The organism is Kolteria novifilia (assembly GCA_007748055.1).
In the GTDB taxonomy this organism is placed as follows: Bacteria; Planctomycetota; Planctomycetia; order Kolteriales; family Kolteriaceae; genus Kolteria; species Kolteria novifilia.
The window spans coordinates 7546767-7571172 of sequence record CP036279.1 but is presented as its reverse complement, the minus strand read 5'-3'; the positions used below and the strand labels follow the sequence as shown (position 1 = coordinate 7571172).

19 protein-coding genes and 1 tRNA gene are annotated in these 24406 nt (G+C 62.2%); 7 read left to right on the top strand and 13 right to left on the bottom strand.

Annotation, left to right across the window (positions count from 1 at the left end; genetic code table 11):
- Positions 1–195: 195 nt before the first annotated feature.
- The 4 genes from Pan216_RS27745 to Pan216_RS27730 form a co-directional block, all read right to left on the bottom strand.
- On the bottom strand, positions 196–1845 hold the full coding sequence (locus tag Pan216_RS27745; protein WP_145263439.1) for an ArnT family glycosyltransferase: 1650 nt from the start codon (positions 1843–1845) through the stop codon (positions 196–198).
- A gap of 117 nt (positions 1846–1962) precedes the next feature.
- Entirely contained in the window at positions 1963–2943 is a 981-nt protein-coding gene (locus tag Pan216_RS27740) for an ornithine cyclodeaminase family protein (RefSeq protein WP_145263437.1), read from the bottom strand.
- A gap of 423 nt (positions 2944–3366) precedes the next feature.
- Positions 3367–4386 carry a tRNA (adenosine(37)-N6)-threonylcarbamoyltransferase complex transferase subunit TsaD gene (tsaD, locus tag Pan216_RS27735; RefSeq protein ID WP_145263435.1) on the bottom strand — a complete coding sequence of 340 codons (1020 nt, stop codon included), beginning with the start codon at positions 4384–4386 and terminating at the stop codon, positions 3367–3369.
- Positions 4387–4406: 20 nt separating this feature from the next.
- The gene (locus Pan216_RS27730; protein WP_145263433.1) at positions 4407–5852 is read right to left on the bottom strand and encodes a S41 family peptidase; all 1446 of its coding nucleotides are present in this window, start codon (positions 5850–5852) and stop codon (positions 4407–4409) included.
- A gap of 708 nt (positions 5853–6560) precedes the next feature.
- On the opposite strand from Pan216_RS27730, the gene Pan216_RS27725 reads away from it, so the two are divergent.
- Entirely contained in the window at positions 6561–7394 is an 834-nt protein-coding gene (locus Pan216_RS27725; RefSeq protein WP_145263431.1) for a purine-nucleoside phosphorylase, read from the top strand.
- A gap of 77 nt (positions 7395–7471) precedes the next feature.
- On the opposite strand, the gene Pan216_RS28670 is transcribed toward Pan216_RS27725, so the two are convergent.
- The 9 genes from Pan216_RS28670 to Pan216_RS27680 form a co-directional block, all read right to left on the bottom strand.
- Positions 7472–7762, bottom strand: a complete 291-nt coding sequence (locus tag Pan216_RS28670; RefSeq protein WP_419193082.1) for a hypothetical protein — start codon at positions 7760–7762, stop codon at positions 7472–7474.
- Positions 7763–8067: 305 nt separating this feature from the next.
- Entirely contained in the window at positions 8068–8646 is a 579-nt protein-coding gene (locus Pan216_RS27715; RefSeq protein ID WP_419193081.1) for an IS200/IS605 family transposase, read from the bottom strand.
- A complete protein-coding gene (locus Pan216_RS28665) occupies positions 8612–8848 on the bottom strand; it encodes a hypothetical protein (RefSeq protein ID WP_419193080.1) in 237 nt (78 codons plus the stop codon). The genes Pan216_RS27715 and Pan216_RS28665 overlap by 35 nt, the downstream gene beginning before the upstream one ends.
- A 390-nt stretch (positions 8849–9238) precedes the next feature.
- Positions 9239–10588, bottom strand: coding sequence for a DMP19 family protein (locus Pan216_RS27705; protein WP_145263423.1), 1350 nt, complete (start codon positions 10586–10588; stop codon positions 9239–9241).
- Between the two features lie 151 nt (positions 10589–10739).
- The gene (locus Pan216_RS27700) at positions 10740–13157 is read right to left on the bottom strand and encodes a M48 family metallopeptidase (protein ID WP_145263422.1); all 2418 of its coding nucleotides are present in this window, start codon (positions 13155–13157) and stop codon (positions 10740–10742) included.
- A gap of 117 nt (positions 13158–13274) precedes the next feature.
- Positions 13275–13808: an adenine phosphoribosyltransferase gene (locus Pan216_RS27695; protein WP_145263420.1), complete on the bottom strand. Its 534-nt coding sequence runs from the start codon at positions 13806–13808 to the stop codon at positions 13275–13277.
- A gap of 174 nt (positions 13809–13982) precedes the next feature.
- Positions 13983–14432 (bottom strand): hypothetical protein, encoded by a 450-nt coding sequence (locus Pan216_RS27690; RefSeq protein ID WP_145263418.1) that lies wholly within the window; start codon positions 14430–14432, stop codon positions 13983–13985.
- A 235-nt stretch (positions 14433–14667) separates the two neighbouring features.
- Complete coding sequence (locus Pan216_RS27685; protein ID WP_145263416.1) at positions 14668–16587, bottom strand: carbon starvation CstA family protein; 1920 nt, start codon at positions 16585–16587, stop codon at positions 14668–14670.
- A 326-nt stretch (positions 16588–16913) separates the two neighbouring features.
- On the bottom strand, positions 16914–18788 hold the full coding sequence (locus Pan216_RS27680) for an ArnT family glycosyltransferase (protein WP_419193079.1): 1875 nt from the start codon (positions 18786–18788) through the stop codon (positions 16914–16916).
- A gap of 148 nt (positions 18789–18936) precedes the next feature.
- Here Pan216_RS27680 and Pan216_RS27675 point away from each other — a divergent pair, with 148 nt between their 5' ends.
- The 6 genes from Pan216_RS27675 (at position 18937) to Pan216_RS27650 (ending at position 24306) form a co-directional block, all read left to right on the top strand.
- A complete protein-coding gene (locus Pan216_RS27675; protein WP_145263412.1) occupies positions 18937–19755 on the top strand; it encodes a uracil-DNA glycosylase family protein in 819 nt (272 codons plus the stop codon).
- Positions 19756–19872: 117 nt separating this feature from the next.
- Positions 19873–20805, top strand: coding sequence for a DUF6807 domain-containing protein (locus Pan216_RS27670; protein WP_145263410.1), 933 nt, complete (start codon positions 19873–19875; stop codon positions 20803–20805).
- Positions 20806–21438: 633 nt separating this feature from the next.
- Positions 21439–21813: a CoA-binding protein gene (locus Pan216_RS27665; RefSeq protein ID WP_145263408.1), complete on the top strand. Its 375-nt coding sequence runs from the start codon at positions 21439–21441 to the stop codon at positions 21811–21813.
- Between the two features lie 52 nt (positions 21814–21865).
- Entirely contained in the window at positions 21866–22435 is a 570-nt protein-coding gene (locus Pan216_RS27660) for a GbsR/MarR family transcriptional regulator (protein ID WP_145263406.1), read from the top strand.
- A 73-nt stretch (positions 22436–22508) separates the two neighbouring features.
- A complete protein-coding gene (locus Pan216_RS27655) occupies positions 22509–24092 on the top strand; it encodes an ArnT family glycosyltransferase (RefSeq protein ID WP_145263404.1) in 1584 nt (527 codons plus the stop codon).
- A 141-nt stretch (positions 24093–24233) separates the two neighbouring features.
- Positions 24234–24306 (top strand) — tRNA-Lys (locus tag Pan216_RS27650).
- Positions 24307–24406: the final 100 nt, after the last annotated feature.

The window sequence follows — 24406 nt, the reverse complement described above, 5'->3', positions numbered from 1 at the left end:
TCCCCATCGTATGATCCTCTACACTCTCTTGTGTTGGTAGATCAACCATACAAGGGGGAGCATCAAGAACCCCAAGCCAAGTCTACTAGGAACGTTGGCCGCGACTGTCATGAGCATGGCAGTCCTGGTTTTGCCCCGATCATTCCCGAATCACCAAAGAACCGGGGCAATCGCTCCGGCTCTTTTCATTGGCGGTCATCGTTGCGACAGATTGTTCGGCGGAATCGGTAGCTCGACGACGACAACCGTGTCCTTGGAACTTCCCGGCTTGCGTGGGAAGCTCGCGACCGGTCGTCCAATGCGTGCGACGTGACGAATCGCTTCATACGTGGTCGGATCGAAACGCCCCACGCGCTCGGGTTCGACGATCGCGTAGCGGCACGGCAGTGGCCCCGAGGACTGGGTCGACGGCTTCCAGCGGGGACGATCCGCGAAGAAGCCGGCGTAGTCGACCGGATCGAAGATGACATCGGTGCCGTCGGTGTGTTCCGCGATCCAGCGGGCGGCGCTCATGTGGCCGTGCCAACCGACATGAAGTGGCTCGAACCATCCCTTCGCGGTCGTTCCCACCGCGATCCCGACAAAGATCATCATCGAAATACGCGCCCACGCGAGCCGCTTGCCGGGAGGGCCGCCGTTCTCCCACGGCAGGGGGGGGAGATCCTGCAGCCGACGAACGATCGCTTCGGCGCCGGTGATGCCCAACATGCCGATCAGCGGCATAATCGCCAAACCATAGCGACCGGCGACATAGCCGCACTTCATCTTCAGGTAGATCAGCATCGCCGTCGTGCCCAGGATGCTGAACAGGACGAGGGTGCCCGCCGGGAGCGAGAGCTTGCTCCCTCGTCGATCGAGCAGGGCCCACACCGCGAGCAAGAGAAGCCAGACCTTCGTTTCCGAGCCGAGTTCCTTGAGCACCAGCCACGCCGAGCCAAGCAAGCCGAGTCGTTCGTAGCCGGTCTGTCCCTCGTAAGCCGCCAGCGTCATCGTCGGTGCCAGAGCGGGGGCGGGAGGCTCGGCGATCGGAACCGCGAGGGGGGCTGTCTCCGACGCGGCCGTCGTTTCGGTCATCGCGAGGTCGGCACCGAGAATGTCGTGGGCTGCGGGTCTCGGCGAGAGCGATCCAGTCAACTGGACAAAGAGGCCGAGGGTGAGGGCGTAGCTGACGCCAAACGACATCGCCATCGCGCCGGCACGCTTCCACGGCATCCGCCACGCGGGCCAAAGCTGAGTCACTGTCAGCGAGGCGACAAAGACGCACGGGATGATGAGGGCCCCAAGATGCGACCAGTACGCCAGCCCCGCGAACAGGCCGGCGGAAAGGAGACTCAAGGAGCGGCCGCCACGCCAAGCGTGAACCATCACCGCGAAGCTGGCCATCCACAAGAGTGCCGTGAGCGTGTCACTGAGCACGTCGACGGAATAGACGATCTCTCGGCGCACCATCGACACCGCGAGACATCCAAGCAACGCCACTCTCGTGTTCCAAAGCCGCTGTCCCGCGAAGAACGCGACGATCAGGAAACCCAGGTAGGCGGTGAGGCTGACCAACTGCCCGGCAATCACCCACGACCGCGGGCCGCTGATCCCAACTAGGTTCAGGCCCGCATGTGCCTTCTCCAGGCACGCCGGGTAGAGGAAGTGAATCGGAAGCGATTGCAGACGTTCGGACGTCCATCCCGCCGAGAGGACTTGGGCGGCATCGATGTACTTGAAGGCATCGCGGCACGGGGCGACGGTTCGGTTGAGGACGATTAGTCGCGGGACCAATGCCACCGCGATGATGAGGGCGACGCATCCCAAGTTGGTGACGAGAGATGCGCGAGTTGATGACTGCTCCATGAGGCTCCTCGGCGGTCTTGTGCCGGCCAATCCGGGGGCCGAGGGATACCAGATGTGCGAGCGGCCGCAATCCGGTTTCCTTCAGAAGCAACTCGTGCGACGTAAGTCTTTCTTTTGTTATCTGTGATGGATATCGTCGAAGTCGAGTCGGTGTCCAAGGTGAAGCGATCGGGCCCTAGTCAACGCAAGTTCCGCGATCATCAGGTCTTGCGCCGAGACACCGACCGACTTGAACAGCGTCGTTTGCCCAGGCGACGTTCGGCCGACCACCCGCCCGTGGAGAAGATCAGCGAGGTCGGCGTGGATATGGTCATGGCCGATGAGTCCCTCCTCCATTGGAATGAGCAAGTCCCCGGCCTCCACCATGGCACCGGGACGAGTATCAACCGTAACTATTGATTTGCAAACGGTTTCCGAAGGGACTTCTCGCCGAGTCGGGGTTCGGGATCCGAACGCATTGATGTGGACGCCTGGCTTGAGTTCGTCATCGCAAAACAAGGGTGTTGAAGAAGTTGTGGCTACGCAAACGATGTCGGCGTCCGCGACCGCCTCGGCGGGAGTGCTGGCGATTCGCACCTCATAGGCAGCGTTTGCCATCGCCTTGGCCGCGGCCAGCGTCGCGTTCGACTCCGACGGAGAGGATCCATGGATCGACACGTGAGAGATAGCTCTAACCGATGTTATAGCCGCGAGTTGCGCCAGGGAGATGTCGCGCGGTCCGAGGAGGGCGACCACGGAACTGGTCGCTTCGGCGAGAAGATCGGTCGCCAGCCCCGAACGGGCTCCCGCTGCGATCGCCGTCAAGGAGGGACCGTCGAGGGTGGCAACGATCTCGTTGCTCGAGCGATCGACCGCGACGACGAGTGCGCGGACCAGGGGAGGTTCGCCGGCTGGATTCTGGGTCGCGAGTGTGACCAAACGGAGTCCTAAGGCGCGAAACTGCTCCTGTTTGGCCCGGAAATCGACCAAATCGTGGCCAATTTCGTCAGAATCGAACGCATTCTCGCCGAAATTGGAGCGAAAACCGTGCATCGTGGCGGCGATCGCTTTGTCCATCGGAAGCGCGGCGGCCAACGAAGGGGCATCTAGCACGAGCATCGCGTGCCCTTGTGCTGAACGCGATCAGCCGGACAATCTGGGCGAGCTGGAATCGCCTGACTACCGCCAATCGCGTCGTCAGTCCTGACGGATCGAACTCGAAGAGGCAAGGAGATGGTAGACCCTTGAGAAACGGGGCGAAAGGTACATCCATCTCTTTCTGGCTTCGCACCCAACGACGACGTTGGGGTGCCCTAGGTTCGACTACCAAGGGACGGGTTTATGGGAGGTCGCCGGCGGATCAACCAAGCGACGCGGTGATTTCATGAGGAGTGGACGGAAATTGGGGCCGAGTGCCTTGGCAACTCGCGCGAGCGATAAAGGTTACGTCCGATAACATCCTCGAACGTGTTTCCCTCCTATTTTCCGCAAGATGTGCATTTTGACGGTTGGGGCGACTGGAGGGTTGGCCTGCCGCCTCCCTCAAGCCATTCGTACCAAGCCGCCGCCAGCGTCGAGATCGAGCGGGTCCGATTCTCCACGACGGAGCCGTTCCGCCGCGACCGCTCCCATCGCCGCATTGTCGGTACACCAACGGAGAGGCGGCACGACGAGGGTGATCTTTTCCTCGGCGGCCATCTGCTCGAGCGCCGAGCGCAGCGCCCCGTTGGCGGCGACGCCCCCACCGACACAGAGCGTCTTAACCCCATGTTTGGAAAGAGCTTGGCGCGACTTTCCGATGAGGACATCGATTACCGCTTGCTGGAAGCTGGCCGCGACGTCGGCAGCCTCCTGCTCCCCTGGGATCCGGTGGGCGTCTTGGGCATTCTGTCCTTGGACCAGGTAGCGCACCGCCGTCTTAAGCCCGCTGAAGCTGAAGTCGAGCCGGTCCTCGCGCAGGAAGGTACGCGGGAAACGATAGGCCTTGGGATTGCCCGCCCGGGCGACTTTCTCGATCACCGGCCCGCCCGGATAGCCCAGACCGAGGATGCTCGCGACCTTGTCGAAGGCCTCGCCCGCCGCGTCGTCGATCGTCGAGCCGATGAGCTGGAAGTCGGTCGGCCCCTGGCAGTAGAAGAGGTTGGTGTGCCCGCCGCTGACCACCAGACCGATGCACGGGAAGACATCCTCGTCGTGATGAAGCTGGCAGGCGTAGATGTGCCCTTCGAGGTGATTGACCCCGATCAGCGGGAGGCCGAGCACCATCGCCAGTGTCTTCGCGGCTGAAAGTCCAACGAGGATCGCTCCAATGAGCCCCGGCGTGTACGCAACCGCGACCGCGGTGAGATCCTCAAGCGTCAACTCGGCTTCACGAAGGGCCTCGTCGACGACGGGAAGGACTTGCGAGAGATGGGCGCGCGACGCGATCTCCGGCACCACGCCGCCGAAACGGGCGTGGAGATCGCTTTGGGACGCGATGATGCTCGAAAGGACCCTCGGCTCGTCGGTGAAGACGGCCGCGGCCGTCTCGTCACACGTCGTTTCGATCGCGAGGATCCGCATGGAATGGTCGGCGCGGATGGTCAGTCGGTCTCGGCGGCGTCAGCCGTCGCCTCCGCGTCTTTCTTCTCGGTGTCGGCTTTGTCCGTGGCCTCTTCCTTGGGGGCGCCGTCCTTGCCCTTTTCCTCCCCCAATTGCTCGCGAATGTAGCTCAGGGCCTTCTTGAGCTGGCGATCCTCGAACGGCTTGGCCTCGTCGTCGCCGTTGTCCTCTTCCTTGGCGTTGCCGTCATCGCCATTGGCTTTGATCAGCTCGGAACGCTTGCCGAGGACACGATCGCGCTTCTGGCGGTCGCGGAAATAGGATCGGTGCTCCTCCGGCGAGAATTCGACCAAGAAGCCATCGTTCGGCGAAACGCCCCATTCGTCCTCCTCGTCGCTGTCGGGGAAGCGATGGATATTCTTGCCGTTGGGCCGACGATAGCTCGCGGTGGTGAGCTTCAGGGCGCTCTTGCCCCCCTCGAGCTCGATCACGTTCTGAACGCTCCCCTTGCCCCAGGTCCGCTCGCCGACCACGATGGCCCGCTGGTGGTCCTGCAGGCAGGCGGCGACGATCTCGCTGGCGCTGGCACTGCTCGAATTGACCAGGACGACCATCGGGAACTCATCGAGCGTGCCGTCCTTCTTCGCGAAGAACTTTCGTTCGATCGTGTTGCGTCCCTTGGTGCTGACGATCTTGCCCTCATCGACGAAGAGATCGGAGATCTGGATCGCGGACTCGAGCAGGCCACCCGGGTTGTAGCGCAGGTCGAGGACGAGCCCCTTCATGCCTTCCGCCTCAAGTTCCTTGAGCGCCTCGGTCAAGTCCTCGGCGGTCTGCTTGGTGAAAGCGTTGAGCCGGATGTAGGCGATCTTGTTGTCGTCATCGAGCATGAAGTCCCACGCGTCGTTCTTGTCGTGGGAGTCGCCCAGAACGCTTTCGATGTTGATGATCGCCCGTTTGAGCGTGACCTCCTTGGGCTCCTTGTCGTAGGGGCGATGCTGGATCGAAAGGGTCACGTCGGTCCCCTCCGGCCCGGTCAGTCGGCTGACGACATCGCGAAGGGGCATGCCGCGGATGCTCTCGCCATTGACCTCGAGAATCCGGTCGCCCGCGAGGACCCCGGCTTCGTAGGCGGGCGTGCCGACAAGCGGGCTGATGACGGTGAGAATCCCGTCTTTTTCGGAGATCTGGATGCCGATGCCGCCGAACTGGCCGCTCGTTTGGCGATCGAACTGGCGATAGTGGCTCTGGTCGATGAAGTTCGAGTAGGGATCGAGCTCGCCGAGCATGCCGTTGATGGCCGCTTCCATGAGCTTGCGTCGATCGACTCCCTTGACGTAGTTGCGGTCGACATGCTCAAAGGCGTCGACGAAGAGGCGATAGAGTTCGGCGTCTTGATCCTCACGTGGGGCGCTTTGGGCCGCTTGCCAACAGAAGACGGCAATAACGGCGACGAGTAGTAGACTGACCACATTCTTTTGCGGCATGCCGGTGTTCTCCGAAACCGATGCGTTGTCGATGCGTTGTGCGATGCTCTCTCAAACGGGCATGAATTTGCGACCGCTTTCCGCCCCTCACCCAGGGCTGGGGCTCAACGGGTCCATCCGTCGAGGGTTGTTGGCTCGCTCCCAAACGCGATCGCGATCAGGGCGATGGCTCCCCCCGCGGGGACATCGCTTGACCGACGAGCGGACGTTCGCGAACGTTGGCGAGTCGGAAACGGTCGTTGGTTAGGGATGATCCTAACCACGCTCCTCGTACAACTATATCCTTGATCGAAATTGCCAGCAAGCCAGGGGTTGCCTGACGGCGGACTTGAGTCCGAGCGACGCGGTGCCGACCCCCCTCTTTCCCCCCTGTACGGACTGTGGACGAGGGGGGATGAAAAGAGGTTCCCCTTGGACAAAGGGGGGATGTTTCAGTGTTCCCACTTGTAGGAGGGGGAGCAAGAGTGCTCGCCCCTGTTCATCAGGGAGTGCCCAAAAGTGCTCCCCCTTGTCCAAGGGGGAGATAAAGGGGGTCGGGGCTTCTCCCCTGAGGTTTCTCCGCGAATCCAAAATGCGGAAGCAATGCCGTCCTCCACCATGTCTCTCTCGGACAACGGGGGGCGCGACGTGGAAAACGGCGACGCAAGAGGACAACCAGGCCCGCACGCGAGGCAATGACGACGGGCCCGACGGCGAAAGGAAGACGCAATGATGGAACTCTACGAGAAGATTCACGCCGCCGAACAAGCGATCCGGTCGCGCTGGACGGGGAAACCGAAAGTCGGGATCATCCTCGGAACCGGCCTCGGTGGGTTCGCGGACGAAGTCGATGCCGAGCAACGGATCCCCTACGAGGAGATCCCGCACTTTCCGGAGTCGACGGTCGAAAGCCATGCCGGTCGCTTGGTTTGTGGGACACTCGGCGACACGACCGTCGTCGCGATGGAGGGGCGCTTCCACTACTACGAAGGCTACTCCATGAAGGAGCTGACCTTCCCCGTGCGGGTGATGAAAGCCCTCGGCTGCGACTACCTCATCGTCTCCAACGCCTGCGGCGGCATGAACCCGCAGCACACCAAGGGCGATATCGCGGTCATCGAGGATCACATCAACCTCATCGGGCTGATGGGCAACAACCCGCTGATTGGAAAGAACGACGAGCGGCTCGGCCCGCGTTTCCCCGATCTCTCCGAGCCGTATGACCGGGAACTGATGGACCGGGCGCTGTCGATCGCGCTGGAGAACAAGATCGTCGCGCACAAAGCGGTCTACGTCGCGGTCGCCGGTCCGACCCTCGAGACCCGCGCCGAGTATCGCTTCCTCCGTTCGATCGGCGCCGATGTCGTCGGCATGTCGACGGTGCCCGAGGTCCTCGTCGGGATTCATTCGGGGATGCGTTGTCTCGGTCTCTCGATCATCACCGACATGTGTCTGCCCGACGCGCTGCATCCGGTCGACATCAAGGAGGTGATCGAAGTTGCCAACGCCGCCGAACCCAAGCTCCGTACCATTGTTCGCGAAACGGTCAAGTCGTTGGCGTGATGGTAGACAACCCCGCAGGGGTTGGTGGATCGTGTGAACGCCCACCCAGGGTGCGCGAAGCGCGACCCTGGGCTTCATTAGAGAACGGCGTTGCCGTTCGAATAGACGTCATCGCCCGTGACGCCTTCGTTGTTCGCGACAACACCATCGTTCGCAACAACACCATCGTTCGCAACAACACCTTCGTTCGCAACAACACCTTCGTTCGCAACAACACCTTCGTTCGCAACAACACCATCGTTCGCAACAACAGCTTCGTTCGCAACAACACCGTCGTTCGCAACAATACCGTTGTTTGGCGTGACATCATCGTTCGCACCAATGCCATCGTTGGGAAAGGCGTTGTTCTTGAGAAGCCCATCGTACACGTGATGATTCATCGCCGCCAATGCATCGCACGTTTGGCGGGGAGGTTCGCATACGTTGAAGGATGTTCGCTTCTGACCAGGGTTGCTCACATTTGGCTGGGCTGCTCTGGATCTATGTTGTGTTCGATCCCCTCTTCCAAAGAAGTGCAAAGCGTCGTCGACAACGAAACGGGGCCCAAGGTGCGTTCGGTTTGCCTTCATTCCCTATGCCGAAGGCATTGACTAATGAAGCCCAGGGTCGCGCCTCGCGCACCCTGGGTAGGGGAAATACCCATTCACCGAACCCCGGAGGGGTTCTCTAACGCCTAGTCCCAGACATACCGCTCATCAATCTCAATCCGGTATTTCACGCAGAGACGCCGAAACTCATCCTCAAACGATAGCGTTTCATGGTGCTGTTCTTGATGGGCGATGTATTGGGTGAGTTTGTCCAAATGCGACGGACTGATCGAGAACGCCCCGTATCCTTGTTGCCATTGAAAGTCCCCGCAGGGTGGATCGGCGTTCTTGATCCATTTCGACGTTTCGCGTTTCAAGTCACGAACGAGCGCGGCGATGTCCGTCGATTTCCCCAAGCGGCACAGGAGGTGGACGTGGTCTTCCACGCCGCCCACGATTTGAGCTGGAGAATCGCGCGATCGGCACGCGGTCGCGAGGTAGGCATGAAGCTGGTTTCTGAGGTAGTTGTCGTTGAGAAACGGTATTCGTTCCTTGGTTGACCAGATGAGGTGAACGTAGATCTCAACCAGCGATTGGCCCACGTTAATGCCTCCGGTAGACAACCCCGCAGGGGTTGGTGGATCGTGTGAACGCCCACCCAGGGTGCGCGAAGCGCGACCCTGGGCTTCATTAGAGAACGGCGTTGCCGTTCGAATAGACGTCATCGCCCGTGACGCCTTCGTTGTTCGCGACAACACCATCGTTCGCAACAACACCTTCGTTCGCAACAACACCATCGTTCGCAACAACAGCTTCGTTCGCAACAACACCGTCGTTCGCAACAATACCGTTGTTTGGCGTGACATCATCGTTCGCACCAATGCCATCGTTGGGAAAGGCGTTGTTCTTGAGAAGCCCATCGTACACGTGATGATTCATCGCCGCCAATGCATCGCACGTTTGGCGGGGAGGTTCGCATACGTTGAAGGATGTTCGCTTCTGACCAGGGTTGCTCACATTTGGCTGGGCTGCTCTGGATCTATGTTGTGTTCGATCCCCTCTTCCAAAGAAGTGCAAAGCGTCGTCGACAACGAAACGGGGCCCAAGGTGCGTTCGGTTTGCCTTCATTCCCTATGCCGAAGGCATTGACTAATGAAGCCCAGGGTCGCGCCTCGCGCACCCTGGGTAGGGGAAATACCCATTCACCGAACCCCGGAGGGGTTCTCTAACAGCCGATTGCCGTGAGTAACCCAGGTTCGTTGCACCGACAACCCGCCACGCTTGCTCGTGATGTTCGGTGGTGTGAACGAACTTGTGTCAATCGTTTGCGTCTCGCGACCATACGAAATCGTCACGATGGCTAATGGCGTACTTGGCGATGAGGACTTCGATGTGATCGGGGTCGGTGATGTACTCTTGCGAGAGATCCTTCCAATCGGTTTGGGTCTCGGCGAGCGAAAGCATGGCGAGTTGACGATCGGTTAGGTCCTCGGGCGGGCCGGATGGCCCGAAGGCGGCGCATGCCTTTTGAAAGATCCGTCCCGCGGCGCCGGCCCCGACAGCGTCAAAACTCGCTTGGACGTCGCGCGCGTGCCCGCCGAGATCGTTGCCGAAGAACTGGGCGATCCCTCCCGTCTTGACCTCCGCGTCCCAAACATAGAGGCAATAAACGTCGCGCTGCGGCTTCGAGAGTCCGTCGAAGCCAACCGCGTCGCGCATCTCGAAGACCGCATGATGGAGGTCCTCGATTCCGTGCCACGCGCAGAGGGCCTCGGCGGCGAGGAGCCGTTGATCGACGTCTTCAGACGCGAGCGAAGAGGCGATCAACGGTTCGGCCCAGGCGTGGCCGGCCAGGGCGGCCATCCGAAGGGCGGTTCCCAACGCCCGCGTCCGCGTCCAATGACCCTCGCGTTGGCGCAGGGCTTCGGCCAACGCGCGTAGCGTCGCTTCCTCGATCAGGACGCGGTGTTCGAGCAAGGTCTCGAGGACGGAGTAGATCTCCGGATGATTCGGGTGGAGGAGGTCCCGCTGACGAAGTGCCTCGATCGCTCGCTGCCGATCGATGAGCATCATGCAGGTCGAAACTCCTTCATCGCGGATGCGGACACGCTCGCTAAGCGTGTCGAAGATCGCGTCGAAGAAAGAGGGCGCTCCCCGTTCGGCGCTCAACGAGGAGATGAGCGAACAGATCGCCGCCGAGCGGACGGTCCCCGAGGGGTCGTTGAGGAGTCGGCGCAGCGGTTCGACGCAAGGTGGCTGGGCGAGCTTCGCGAGCCATTCGGCCACCACGCAGCGAATGCGGTCGTCGGGATGGCGCGTGAGCGCTTCGATGCGCTCGGCGACGAAGGGGGAGCGAAGATCGACCACGCCGAGCAGCCGGCTCAGCGGAGAGGGAGCCACGACATGGTCAACGTCGCGTTTCGGTTGCAGGAAGCGGGAATCGTGCAGGCCCGCGAGGAGGGCGGGCTCGGCGTCCTTGCCCGCGGCGCGGAGACGCTCGGCGGCGGTTTCCCAAGCGGGGGTGAGTAGCTTCTCGACGAGCGAGAGAAGCGTCGAGTCTCCGAGCATGGAACGTTTGCGGTGACCGGTCAACGAGCGTTCCTCGTCGCTGTCGCCTTCCTCCCTGGAAGAGTGCCCGTGGTCGAACTCGTTGGGGTCGCCCGCCACGTGAACCTCCTGTGTTGGCCCGCCATCGAGTACCGACCTGTCGTAGCGGCGCCATCTCCCCGTTCAAGCATATGTCGTTCTGGGGCGAAGGAACTGATCCACCTGACCACATCGCGACGTTTCGATGCGGAGGAGTTCCTCCGCGAGACGTCTAGGCCTTCGCGCTGCTCGCTTCGGACTTGCTCTCCTTGTCGTCGACGGGATCTTCCCATGGCTTCAAGCCGATTGCCCCTTCGACCTTCTCGGCATAAGCGGCAAGGGCGGAAATGAGGCGGAAATAAAGCGTGTCGAGGGACGAAAACGAGAAATCGGCCGCCTGGTAGATTCCCCCGAAATCGTCCTTGTCGGGAACGACGGGCAGAACTTGCTTGCCGATCGTCATGTCGGTTTCCGCGTGAGTGAAAGGATAGGGCACGTCGTTGAGGGTGTTCTTGATGCGATGCAAGAGCCGCCACTGGGACTGGGCATGGGCCTTGAGTTTGGCGATGTACTTCTGAGTGACGTCTTGGTCCTGGGCGCACGCCAGCATGATGTAGTACTCGGTGTTGCTCGCGTGAAGTTCGTCGACGTCGAGCCAGCACTCTTCGAGTTTCGCCAATCGCGCGACAAGCTCCTCGCAACGTTCGAAGATGGTGTCGCCGTCCTCGAGACGCTGACGCAGGGCCGGAAGCTGGAGCAAGCTCAGCGCGTTGCCGAGCCGCATGCGGGCGTAGTCGGTGAAGCGATCCATGACCTTGAGCGCGCGATCGCGGTCCTCCTCGGCGATCGCGATCGCCGCGCGCGCATTCTCGGCCTTGGTTCCCTCAAGCTCGAAGTCCTTCGCCCGAATGGGGTGTTTCAGCTTGATGAGCGTCAACGCCGCGCTGGCGAGAAGGAACTGCTTGCGGGCCTCGCCGTAGCGTTTGGAGGCCTCGGCGACTTTGTCGAGTCGCGCTTGCATGTTCTTGCGGCCGCGAGCGACCTCCTGGGAGGTCTCCTTGGGGACGTCCGGGACGGGGATTTCCTTCATCTGGAGGAAGAAGTGGAACTCGTCGAGGAGTTTTCCCTGGAAATAGCGGTAGAGCGCGCGGTTCATGTCGGCGCGTTCGCGTTGCTCGCGGGTGATCAGCGCGGTGTCGACGAGTTGGTCCTTGGAGAGGCGCGGTCCCCCCATGGGATCCTCGAGGAGCGTCCGGTAGTAGGTGAAGGTCGCGCTGCGGCAAAGCCGATCGACGTCGGCGAAGAGGGTCGTCGCCGGCAGATCGAGCGTGAAGATGCCCTCGGCGTCGGCTTCGTCGGCTCTCGCGTTGCGTTCGCGATCGCTCGGATGGGTGTCGAAGATACTTGTCTTGGCTTCGTCCATGAGAGCGTTGATCTTTTCGACGGCATCGGGTTTTTCCGCGATTTCCTCGCGATTGGCCATGATCAGGGCGGGGAGATCGTCGGCGAGTCGGCCGTCGTGCCACGCGTCGTTGAGGTCCGACTGCGCGTTGTGAAAGGCGAATCCCAAGAGCCGCAGTTCGCGCGCGGTCTCGCCGAAGGCTTTGCTGCCGGCGATCTGGATTTCGTACTGATCGGCGTCGAACTCCATCTGGCGAAGCATGAACCCGCTGACGGCGTGTCCGACCATCATCAGCCCCCAGAGGATCCAGCGGCTGACCCAGACGACGCCCCGAATCGTCACGCAGAAGAAGGAGATCGCGCTGCCGTGCGAGGAATAGTGTACCAGCCACTCGTCCCAGTGATCCCGCTCGTAGACGACGCGAGCGAACCAGTGGTTCAGGACGCGGATGACATACGTCACCCTCATGCCCGCCCCTTGGGAGAAGTGGCCGAACTCGTGGGCGAGGACCCCGGTCAACTGCCGCAAACTGAGCCCCCGCACCAACGGCAGCCCGATCGAGAGGATCAGCTTGTTGCCAAGGAAGCCGGCGAGTCCCCCTTTCAACCGAGCCGAGGCGTTCGGTTCCATCTCGACGTCGATCCGACGGGGAATGGGGGCGTTGACGGTGACCGCGAGGGCCTCGACGAAGGCGTAGAGTCGCGGATGTTTGTTTCGCGGGAGCGTGAGCGAGACCGGCTTTTTCGCCTTCGGGGCGAAGAGCGGCTTGATGAGAAACAGCACCACCGCGCACCCGACGACGATCGGCACGAAGTAGAGGAAGACCTGCCCTTTGAGGCCCTTGCTTGAGCTACCTGGACCGGGGTTGATGATCGACCAATGGTTGACCGTGTGGTAGTAGACCCCGTAGGCAGTCGCCGCGATGATCGCGAGGTAGATCATCACCAGCAGGACGAACGTCACCGCGACCAAGACCATGCCCAGGCGATAGAGCGTTGTCGTCTTGGTTCGCTTGATCGGCTGGCTGAGCGGAGCGAGGAGTTCGGCCTCGGAGATTTGCTCCTTGGGGCGCGCCCCTTTTGGTCGGCGGGTCTGGGTGGCGGTCGCGGGCTTGCTTCCGTTGCGGGCGGCCGACGCGACGGCGGACCGCTTCGCGGTGGGCGTTCCTCTGGAGACCGCGGCGGAGCGGCGCTTCGGTTGACCCTTCGGCTGTTCCGAGGATGGGATGGAGCGATTCGACTCGGACAAGGGAAAATCCTCCAAGGCCTAAACGCGGCGAGTCCATCGTGATGGGCTTCGTGGAGGATTGCAACCAATCGTTGCTCGTTTCAGGGACGAGGAGTCGGGACGAGGGCGCCCAACCGATTAGTCCCCTTCAAATTCGATCAGCCAGTGGTTGTCGTAGCGTTTCAGTCGCTCTGGTCCCTTCAAATCGGGCAGGCAGATCACGAAGCCGCAACCGACGACCTTTCCGCCCAGGATTTCGACGAGCTGGCAAGTGGCATCGCACGTTCCACCAGTCGCGAGCAAGTCGTCGATAATCAAGACGCGGTCGTTCTCGGAGATCGCGTCGCGATGGATTTCGATCGAGTCGGAACCATACTCGAGCTGGTACTCCTGCCGTTCGACCTCGGCCGGAAGTTTCCCCGGCTTCCGCGCGATGACCAAACCGCAGCCGAGCCGATAGGCCAGCGCCCCGCCGATGACGAAGCCGCGAGACTCGATCGCGACGATCTGGTCGATCGGGGAGTACTGGTAGTGACTGACGAACTCATCGATGATGCGCTTGAGCCCCCAAGGATCCTGAAGCAACGTCGTGATGTCGCGAAACTGAATCCCCGGCTTCGGGAAATCGGGAATGGTGCGGACCAGGGCGCCCAGTTGTTCAATGTTCGACATGGTGGCTCGTTTCTCTTTCGACGGTCACTGCGGCGGCGATGCTTGGGATGGTCCCGTCGCGACATCGCTACGCGTTGGATTCGATGACTTGGTATATGATGACGCGATGAAGCTGGCGCCGAAGGATCGCACGAAGATGACTCCGCCGAGTGGCCGGCCGCCGCGCTCGAGGGCTTACACTTCGGAATCGCAGTGTTGGCTTGGGTTCAAAAGCGACGCGATGACGTGGCACAGCTCGTCGGGACTGGGCGCTCCCTGGCTGTCGCTGACGACCCGACCGTTCACGACGACCGCGGGGAGCGCGAACCACTGCGTCATCGTCCGCGTCCCCTCGCGCCAGCCCGGCCGATAGCGGAAGACGTCGTACCAGAGTTTCGACGCGAGATAGAGTTGGTTGCGTGGATCGACGGTGACGACCCGGACGCGCTGAACCCCCTGCTCGTCCGGGAAAAACTCCCGAATCGCGCGATGCAGCACGCCAAAGCTCTCCTGGCAGAGCCGCGTTTCGCGAAAGAGATCCGCCCGGCGCACGAGCTCATCATCCCCTTCGAGCTTGCCGCAGCAACCGCTGCCGGTCACCTGTTCGGCATTCTCGCGAATCAGGATGACCGAGACCGGCGTCATTGTCCCTCTCCCGCCAATAAGGAGCCCAACACTCGCTACCCGATCCTCGTCTGTCGAGTGCCAATGACTGATCGACTGCCAGTGACGGAGGGTTGGGGCTCCCCGTGACTTGACCATCGAGAAATGAAAGGCGCTCTCGAGGATCCGGCTCCGAATGCTCGACGGAAAGCAATCAAGTCGCATGCACTGGCCGACAAGCAACCAGTGGCATCCTCCACGTCCCGCTCGCGAAACCCTAGCCCAGGTGCGCCGACGCGGCGACCTCGTCCTCTTCCGAATGGACTTCGGGCGGCGTCGCCGGGGGATCGGCGCCGCCGTCACGGCCACGCGCGAAGGAGAGGATTCCCTCGACGATCAGCCAGACGCTCATCGCCATCACCGCGAGCGAGACCCAGATGATCGAGTGCTCCTTACGGGTCCATTCCTCCTTCATGAACGAGTCGGCGACGTTCAGGCACATCGCCCACATCGACACCGACAGCATCACTACCATCGGAATAAGCGTCACGAACATGTTTCTCTTGAGTTTGAAAAGGAAAAGGCTGACCGCGAGTAGCGTCAATCCCGCAAGTAATTGGTTCGTGGTGCCGAATAGAATCCACAAGTCGGCGCCCGCGGGGGAGAGAGCAAAATAAGCGATCCCCGCGACGGCGCAGGCTGAGGCGATGTAGCGATTGGCAAGGACGCCAAACCCGATCGAGCGGAAGATCTCCTCGACGTTGAACCGCAAGAGCCGCGTCGCGGAGTCGAGCGTGGTCAGCGCGAACGCCGTGATCGTCACCGCGAGGAACGCGGTCCCGTACGCCATCGGGATGCCGAGTTTGCTGAGAAAGGCCCCTCCCCCAGTCACGACCGCATCGAGCTTGTCCCCGAGGCTCGCCTTGCCAATCCCTTCCCAACTCGAGTAGATGCCGTCGGGCGCCCATGCCGAGGCACCGAGGCCCGCCACGCACGCCATGATGATCAGGATCGCGAGGCCCCCTTCGGTAAGCATCGCACCGAACCCGATCGGCAGCGCGTCGGTCTCTTTGTCGAGCTGACGAACCGTCGTACCGCTGGAAACGAGGCTGTGAAAACCGCTGATCGCCCCACAAGCGATCGTCACCAACAGGAATGGAAAGACTGGCGGAGCATCGTCGACAACGCCCATGCGGAAAGCCTCGGCATGGATGTGACTCTCCGGGGCTCCGGTGAGCGTGGCGATGGTCAGACCGAGCACCATCATCGCCAGCGCCGCGTAGAGCTGGAAACTGTTGATGTAGTCACGCGGTTGCAGCAAGAGCCAAACGGGTAGGACCGACGCGAGAAATCCATACCCGAGGAGGACCCAAGTCCACGTCGAGGAGGCTTGCTTCGCCGCGCTGCCGACGGCCGCGACCGCTTCCTCGTTGCCCGTCGAATTGAAGTACGCCACCGCGTCGGCCGCACCGTACGGTGACGCGAACGCTTCCGCGTCGGCCGCGCGAGCCCCGGCAAGGGTCGTCTCGACGTTGTTGGGAAGGAACCACTCGTAGGTCAGGACCGGCTGAGCGACGCCCCAAAGGATGAGCCCACCGAAAGCCGCCAGTGCGATCCCGGTCGTCGGGCCGAGGCTGAATTTCAGCCGGTAGACCGCCACGCCCATGATCATCGCGACGATCATCAGGCCCAGTGAGGGAATGATCGCATCGGGACGGAAATAAACGAACAGGGATGTGATCGCCTTGACGAACGCCCCCATCGCCAGCGACATCAAGAAGAAGACGATCACCAGAAAGAGGAGTCTCGCCCGTGGGCCGATCAAGTCGCGGCAGACGTCGCCGATCGAGCGGCCCTTGTGCCGCATGCTGACGGTGATCGCGCCGAGGTCGTGCACCGCCCCCATGAAGATGCAGCCGACGATGACCCAGATGACGGCCGGCACCCAACCCCAAATGACAGCGATCGCGGGGCCGAGAATCGGGCCGAGACCGGCGATCGACGCGAAGTGATGGCCGAACAGAACAGGCTTTTTCGTCGGTAGGTAGTCGACCCCGTCCTCCAACTCATGCGCCGGCGTTCGCCGATCGGGATCGAGCTGAAAGATGCGGCGGGCCAGAAAACGTCCATACAGGACGTAGGCGAGGCCCAATGCCGCGAACGAAAAAAGCGTGACGAGTGCCGCGTTCGGACCCATCGCGATAGTTCTCCCTCAATGGTGCTTACTGGTTACTTCACGGGTTGGCATGCGCCCTTTCGATCGGGCGTGCATGGAAGGTGGGTCTTGACCCACCAGGAGCGCGTATCACCGCTCGGCCTTGATCTTCCACCCCGTAGGTCAGGCCATTGCCCGAAAGGAGCGCGGAGAGGTCCTCGCGTCAGCCTCGGACCGAATGCTCTCTATCCCCGTAGGAAACGAGTCCTCGTTTCGGCTCCGCTGGACATCAAAAACAGGCGGGTGTCGCGTTCCCACGGTACTTCCCCAGGCCCTAATCTACCGCAAATGATGGGTCTCACCTACCCCTATCTCCTGGGTTCCGCAACCCGGCTGCCCAAGACCTCCGGGCCGCAAATGAAGAGATGAAACTTCCCGCCAAGGTCGATCTCGCGGGCCCCTTCGAGCAGCGGGGTTGGCCGGACCTCCCCGAGTCGGCTGTCACGTGAGACGAAGATCGTCGGCACCTCCGGACGCTCTTGGATGTCGTCGTAGTAGACTCGCCGAAAGGTGATCTCCTTGCCGTAGTGCCGCGCCGACGGGGGGACGTGATTGAACCAGAGGACCGGCTGGGGGAACTCATCCATGGTGCGTAGTCGCTCCACGACCGACCGCGCCGAGCGTCGATACGCGACCTCCGGCAGGACCAACGAATTGGCCACCGCGACGAAGACGGCTACCCCCACCGCGATCGCTCCCAGATGCCAGCTCGCGTGGCGAGCGTCCGACGTCTCATTCGTAGGGTGGGTCTTGACCCACCAGGATTGCTCTTGTTCCCCTCTCCCCGTGGGAGAGTGAGCCTCTTGTTCCCCTCTCCCCGTGGGAGAGGGGTTAGGGGTGGGGGTGAGGGGGTTCTTCCCCAGCAGATGCTCCTTGCCCTCAGTGCCGATCATCCCCTCACCCGGATCGGGTTGCTCGCCGACCTCTCCCCAAGGAGAGGTGATCAAAGAACACCCCCGCCACCAGATCACCAACCCCGCGCCGACCAGCAGCGCGACGCCCCACCACGCCGCCGGGAGCGGTCGTCCATAGCCAAGGATGGCGCCGGCGGGCACGAGGATCGCCGTCAGCCCGATGACGACGAAGAGCGATCGCAGGGTGACATCCAATTGGCACTGACAGTAAGATGTCACCAAGGTTCCGGCGAGCGCGCGCCCCAAGAGGATCGCCAACGGAATGAACGCGGGCAGGAGGTACGCCGGCGAACGCGAACCGGCGAGGGCGAAGAACGCGATGGTCGCCCCGAACCACAAGAGGGCCATGCGAACGCGGCGGTCGTGCCAGCTTGCCAGCACCCCTGCCCTCCAGCCACGGTTTGGCCGGATCCCCAAGAGCACGATCCACGGGGCGGCCCCGATCAGCAGCACCGGCAGATAAAGGATCGCGGGCTTGCCACCGTGCCGCTGCCCGGAGGAGAGAAAGCCGAGCAAGTGCCGCTCGATGAAGAAGTAGTGCAAGTACCCTGGATGCTCGAGGTGCATCAGCGCGTACCAACTGCCGCCGACGAGCAGCGCGACCGACGTCTCGATCAGCAGCGGAATCGGTCGCGGCCAACGCCGCGCCGCCAGATGCCAACTCCCCAACGCCAGCCAGGGCAGGACGATCCCGAGTAGTCCTTTCGCCAGAATCGCGAGCCCCATGACAAGCCCCGTCGCCGCCGCCAACGCGAGTTGATGCCGCTCCGCGCGGCGCTGGGCAAGCCCCCAAGCGATCGTCGACGTGACCAAGCAAACCAGCAGCGAGTCGTGCCCGATCGCCAAGGAGATGACAACGCGGGCGGTCATGGTCGCGAGCACGAACGCGGTCGCGGCGGCGGCGAGCCGGCCGAGGAGCTGTCGCGCGATCGACCAGGCGGCGCCGACCGTCACCAGTCCGAGGAGCAGTCCCGGCAACCGGTAGGCCGCGTCGTGATCGCCGAGGAGAAACTCCGAACCGGCCAAGAGCCAGAAACCGAGGGCGGGGCGATCGAAGAAGGGCTTGCCCTGTTTGATCGGCGTGAGCCAATCGCCGGTAGTCAGCATCCGGTGGGAGATCACCGCGTAGAGCGACTCGTCCGGGTCGAGCAGCGGGAACGGATCGGTCAGGACGACATACGCTTCGGCCAGCAGGACAAGGATCGTCGCGCCGATCAGGAACCGCGTGAGCCGCGAGTGCCGGTTTGGCTCGGGTTGCTCCCGAGACACGAGCCGATTCGAATGGTATGCTGAGGCACTTGCCACGAGGTGCTGTTGCTCCAAAGCGGACCGTTGGTTCTTCCCCACCCGGCGTCGCCGAGTCATCGACGCATGGTCTCTCGGAGCTTCGTTTTGTCAAGACGAGGAGCGTGACGCGATGGATCGAGCATGGCGCTACCGCCTCGAAGCGATGCGCCGGGCCGGATTGGAGTATGTCGACAAGGGCCGGTTGGAGGAAGCCAGTCCGTCCCCTGCTCCGTCGATCGATGCTCCCATGGAGTCGGCCGTCGAGGCGGAGACGGCGATGGCGTCCTCACCACCGTCGCCAATCGAGGTTGTCGCCGAGCCCGTCACCATCCACCAGGCCGCCGAGGGACCGGAGCCAGGAATGCCGCGGAAGTCAAAATCGGACCTGCTCAAGCTTCTTTCCGAGGAGGTTGCCGACTGCACGTGCTGTTCCGTCTTGGCGGAGCATCGAACCCAAACGGTCTTCTCCGACGGCAGCTCCAAGGCGGAACTTTGCTTCGTCGGCGAGGCGCCGGGCGCCGATGAGGACCGGCAGGGTGTTCCCTTCGTCGGCCGCGCGGGCCAGCTCCTGACCAAGATCATTGAGGCGTGCAAGCTGCAACGCGACGAAGTCTACATCTGCAACGTCCTGAAGTGTCGGCCGCCGGACAATCGCAATCCGATGCCCGACGAGATCGAGAATTGTCGGCCCTTCCTTGAACGTCAGCTCGAGATCCTCAAGCCGAAGATGATGGTGGCGCTCGGTAAGTACGCCGCCGCCCACCTGCTCCGCGAGCCGCCCGCGAAAGTGCCGATCACGCGCCTGCGTGGGCAGATCCGCGAGTACTGCGGGATCCCGTTCATGATCACGCTCCATCCTGCCTATTTGCTCCGAAACCCCAACGCGAAGCGAGATGTTTGGGAGGACATGAAAGAGGTGATGCGTCAGATCGGTCGCCCTGTCGATTGAGAGCAGGAGGGCAGCTGGGGTGTTTTGCGCAATTGGGGAGAGTCCGGTAGAGTGGGGCTTGACCCACCACTGATAGGTACGACTCACCGAAAGAGACCTCCCTTCAGGAGACCAATCATGATGCCTGTTGCTGTCCTCCTCGTATGCCTTCCACTGCAAGCGTCGGCCGAGCACTCCCCCAAGCCGGTCCCCGCCGTTCAGTCCCTGCCCCTCCCGCGCGGCGAGGTCTCCTTCCAAAAAGACGGCCGGGAGATCACCCGCTACATCGCCGATCCAACCACCAATCGCCCCTTCCTCTACCCGGTCAACGGGCCGTCGGGACGGTCGCTCACTCGGATGGGGCACCCCCACGATCCTCATGGCCACCGCCATCACTACTCGGTTTGGACCTCCCATCAGAAAGTCGACGGCGTCAACTTTTGGGCCGATCAGGGAGACGGCCGCATCGTTCCCAAGGAGGTGATGAAGCTCTCCGATGGGGACAAGGGAGCCGCGATGCTGACCCGAAACGAGTGGGTCGATGGTGCCGGCAAGCGCCTCCTCAACGAGTTTCGCCAAGTCAGTGTCGAGCCGCTCCCAGATGGCGAGTCGTTGATTACAATCGATCTCGAGTTCAAATCAGACCGGCCGACGACGTTTCAGAAGACCCCCTTCGGCGTCATCGGCGTCCGCATGGCCAAGCCGATCGGCGTCCACGACGGCGGCGGCGTGATCCAAAATGCCGAGGGAGCGATCAACGAGAAGGCGATCTTCCGCAAGCCGACGCGCTGGGTCGACTACTCGGGAAACATCACCAACGACTCGCGCGAGGGGATCACGCTCTTCGACCACCCGGCGAACATCAACCACCCCGCTCCGTTTCACGTCCGCAATGATGGGTGGATGGGGGCGTGCCTGACGCTCGACGAGCCGATCGAGGTCGCGCCCGACAAGCCTCTCCGACTTCGCTACCAGCTCTACGTGCACGGCGACGCGGATCCCTCGACGATCGAGGAACGCTGGAAGCAGTTCGCCAAGACGACCCCTGAGCCGCTTCGGAAGTCGAAGTAGTCGTTCAACCTGTCTCCAAGTTTCACTCCCCTACCGGCAGGCAATTGGCAGAAAGCTTCGCAGCCCATGCCGAAGAAGGCATTGACGAGTGAGGCCCAGGGTCGCGCATCGCGCCCTGGGTGAGGAGGAGTCCCGCAGGGGTTGTCCAACTTTCCAAACAGGTCCGCGTTTGCCGAGGGTCCGCCTCATCCTATTTAGACAACCCCTGCGGGGTTCGGATCTCCTATGGTTCGGTACCCAGGGTGCGCGAAGCGCGACCCTGGGCTTCATTGGAGAATGGCGCTGCCGTTCGGATTCACTGGAGAATGGCGCTGCCGTTCGGAGAGTGACCATGTTGCGGCAATGAACCCCGCTCTCAACGGGAGAGGGGAATCGTGTGGCCAGACAGCTCGAGGGAGATGATGTGGTAGATCAGGTTCTTGCCCGGTGCTCGGAAGCGGACGGTTGCTCGTGTCGGGCAAGAGTCTGACCTACGGATTGCCGTCGGCGGCGATTGCCTACCTATCAGGTAAGGTTCTCCGAAGGAGCGCGAGGCTCTGACATTGCTGGCGCGGTTCGGTAGGTCTAGAATCGACGAGCGACCGTCTCGGGAATACCTGAGACGAGCGGCGCATTTCTCGGGGGGAAACCGCAGTGGCGACGAAGACAGTGGCGATTCTGGGCGCAAGCTCCAACCGGGACAAATTCGGCAACAAGTCGGTCCGAGCCCACTTGCAGCAGGGCTTCAAAGTCTTCCCCGTCAACCCGCGAGCCGAGACGATCGAGGGTCTTAAGTGCTACCCGTCGATCAGTGAGGTGCCCGGGCCGCTTGATCGCGTGAGCATCTACTTGCCGCCGGCGATTGGGCTCGAGGTGATCGAGGAGGTGGCGGCCTGCAAGCCGAACGAGGTCTGGCTCAACCCGGGCGCCGAGAGTAATGAGCTGATCCGCCGTGCCGAGGAGTTGGGCCTCCACGTCGTCGTGGCGTGCAGCATTCTCGGCGTCGGTTTGTCGCCCGCGTCGCTATGATGGTATAAGGAACATCTGAGCAATTCTCCCTTCGGTAGAGTGAGCCGGGATCGTGAACGACCATCGACCCTTGAGCTACCCCGACCATTCTGAGGCGTCGGTCGAGGATATCTTCATTGCTCGCTGGGGAGACATGGCCGCCGCTTGGGGCATCAGCCGGACGATGGCGGAGGTCCAAGCCCTGCTCTACATCACCGGCGCGACCCTTTCCGCCGACGACATCATGGCCCGTTTGGGCATCTCCCGAGGCAGCGCCAGCATGACGCTCCGGTCGCTTGTCGACTGGGAGCTCGTCCGGCGCGTCCACAAACGCGGCGATCGACGCGACTATTTCGAGTCGCTTTCGGACGTCTGGGAGATCTTCTCGCGGATCGCGCGTCAGCGGAAACGGCGCGAGATCGACCCAATTGTCCAGAGCCTCCTCGACTGCCAGAGTCGGTTGGAGGGCGAGGAATCGTCGGAGCCCGGGGAGCGAGAGCAGCGCGAAATCTGTCGCGAACGGCTCGGCCAGATGCTCAGTTTCCTCCAAACGATGGAGGCACTCGCACACCGCTTCGTCGCGACGGAGGATGATCTCGCTCGTGCGGTAGGTCTCCTAGGCGGACCGGAAAGTGAGTGGTGAATATTCCCCAAGCCACCAAGAGCCCTCATCTCGCTATTCTTCGCCATTGTTCCACGTGGAACATCTCCTCGTCGTGCTTGCCGTGTTGGCGGGATTCGCGCTGAGAGTCTACGGGATCTGGGAGGTTGGCCTCTCTCACTTCGATGAGGGGATCTACGCAATCAGCGGGCTTTGGCCCTGGACCGATCGCTTCGAAGCGAACCAAGGTTTCTATAGTCCTCCTATCCACCCCATCAATGTTGGCCTCGCCATGTTGGCGCTCGGGGGCCCGAGCGACACGGCAGTTCTTCTCCCGAGTCTCCTTTTTGGGACGCTGCTGATCCCCCTCGTCTGGTGGATCGGGAGGTCCTGGTGGGAACCGCGGATCGGAGTGTTGGCCGCCTGGCTGGTCGCGGTCGACGGGCTGCAAGTCTCCTTTTCGCGAACCGGGCTCACCGATCCGACCTTCACCTTCGCAGCGCTGCTCGCTCTCTACTTGTGCCGTTGGGCGCTCGACGCGAACCCGGCGAAGGGTCTCGGTCCGACGCTCTTCCGGGTCCTGATCGCTGGCTCTGCGATCGGCGTCGCGTGGAACGTGAAGTACAACGGGCTGCTCCCGGTCGTTCTCTCGTTCGGGTTCATCCCCGGTGAGCATTGGAAGCGGCGTGCGGTTTCTCTTGCGTTGATTGCCCTCTTTGCCACAGCCACCTACTTACCCTGGGCGGCAATGTTTCACGTGGAACATGGCTACGGCAGTCTGATGGAACACCAGCGCGGCTACGTTCAGGGCCTCGCCGCGATCCCGAGAAACCTCCTCGCGGCTTCGCATGGCATTCGATCCTTGGCCCTCGCGTGGCCCCCGTTGGTGATCGTGGTCGCCGGTGTCGGGCTCCCGCTCATCTCTGGATCGTGGCGATCGACCCTTCCCTGGGGAGTGCTCGTCGGTGGCTTGGCCGCGTTGGCACTCGCTTGGGTTCCGACCGTCACGCTGGTCGTGCTCGCTTGCGTCGGGATCTGGGGGATGGCGACTCGGCTCGACCGGATTGCGTTCTGCTGGATCCAGGTTCTCATCCTCATCATCCCTTCGCTCTACACCCCCTACCTGAGACTCTGGCTCCCGACCGATGCGCTCCACATGCTGCTCGCAGCGGTTGGGTTCGTGCACATCGTCGACACGCTTCCGACCCGATTCGCGGCCCCACGGAATCGTCTCGCGGCGTCTCTTGCAACAGGGATTGGCGGCGTGGCGAGTCTGCTGGCGCTCGTGGTCGCGCTTTCGACGAGCTTCCTCCCGGAGCGAGCAGTTGGCTATCGCTCCGCCGCGCGGTCGATGGCGAGCGCGCTGAAGGATTCGAATCGAGCTCCCGTCGGCTTGGTCCGGCCGCCGTTGGTCTTCTATCTGGCGCTGGACGGGATGAGCGTCGGGCGGTTGGCAGGCGAGTCACTGGGAGCCATCTCGGGCAACCAGTGGCTCCTCGTCGATCGGGCGGTCGAGGACAGTCCGGACTTCGAGCGTGAACTTCAAGCACGGGTGGGCGTGTCCCTCAGGGAAGTCGAGACGTTCCCTGTGGAACCGAGTCACATCACTCGGCTCGATGACGTCCCCTTCGCTGGTTCGTCGGAGGAATCGATCGACTACGACGTCCACGTCTACGAACCGGCGGCGGGCGGTCGATGACGCGATCGGGGAGGCTTGGCGAAATGGGATGTTCCACGTGGAACATCGAAGATGTAGCGATCACACCGATCGAGAAATGGTCGGTCTTGTCGCTGCCGTTTCCCGAGCCCGACTATAGAATGGATTGCTCGGTCGCAGTTTGAGGGCGTAGCTCAGTCGGTAGAGCAACGGACTTTTAATCCGTAGGTCCTGGGTTCGAGTCCCAGCGCCCTCACTCGGCCCGATCCCTTCCCGCACTCCCGCCGAGACTTTCACGGTGGGTCAAGCATCACCCTACAAGTGACAACTCGCCTTCCAACAATGATCGTTGTCGC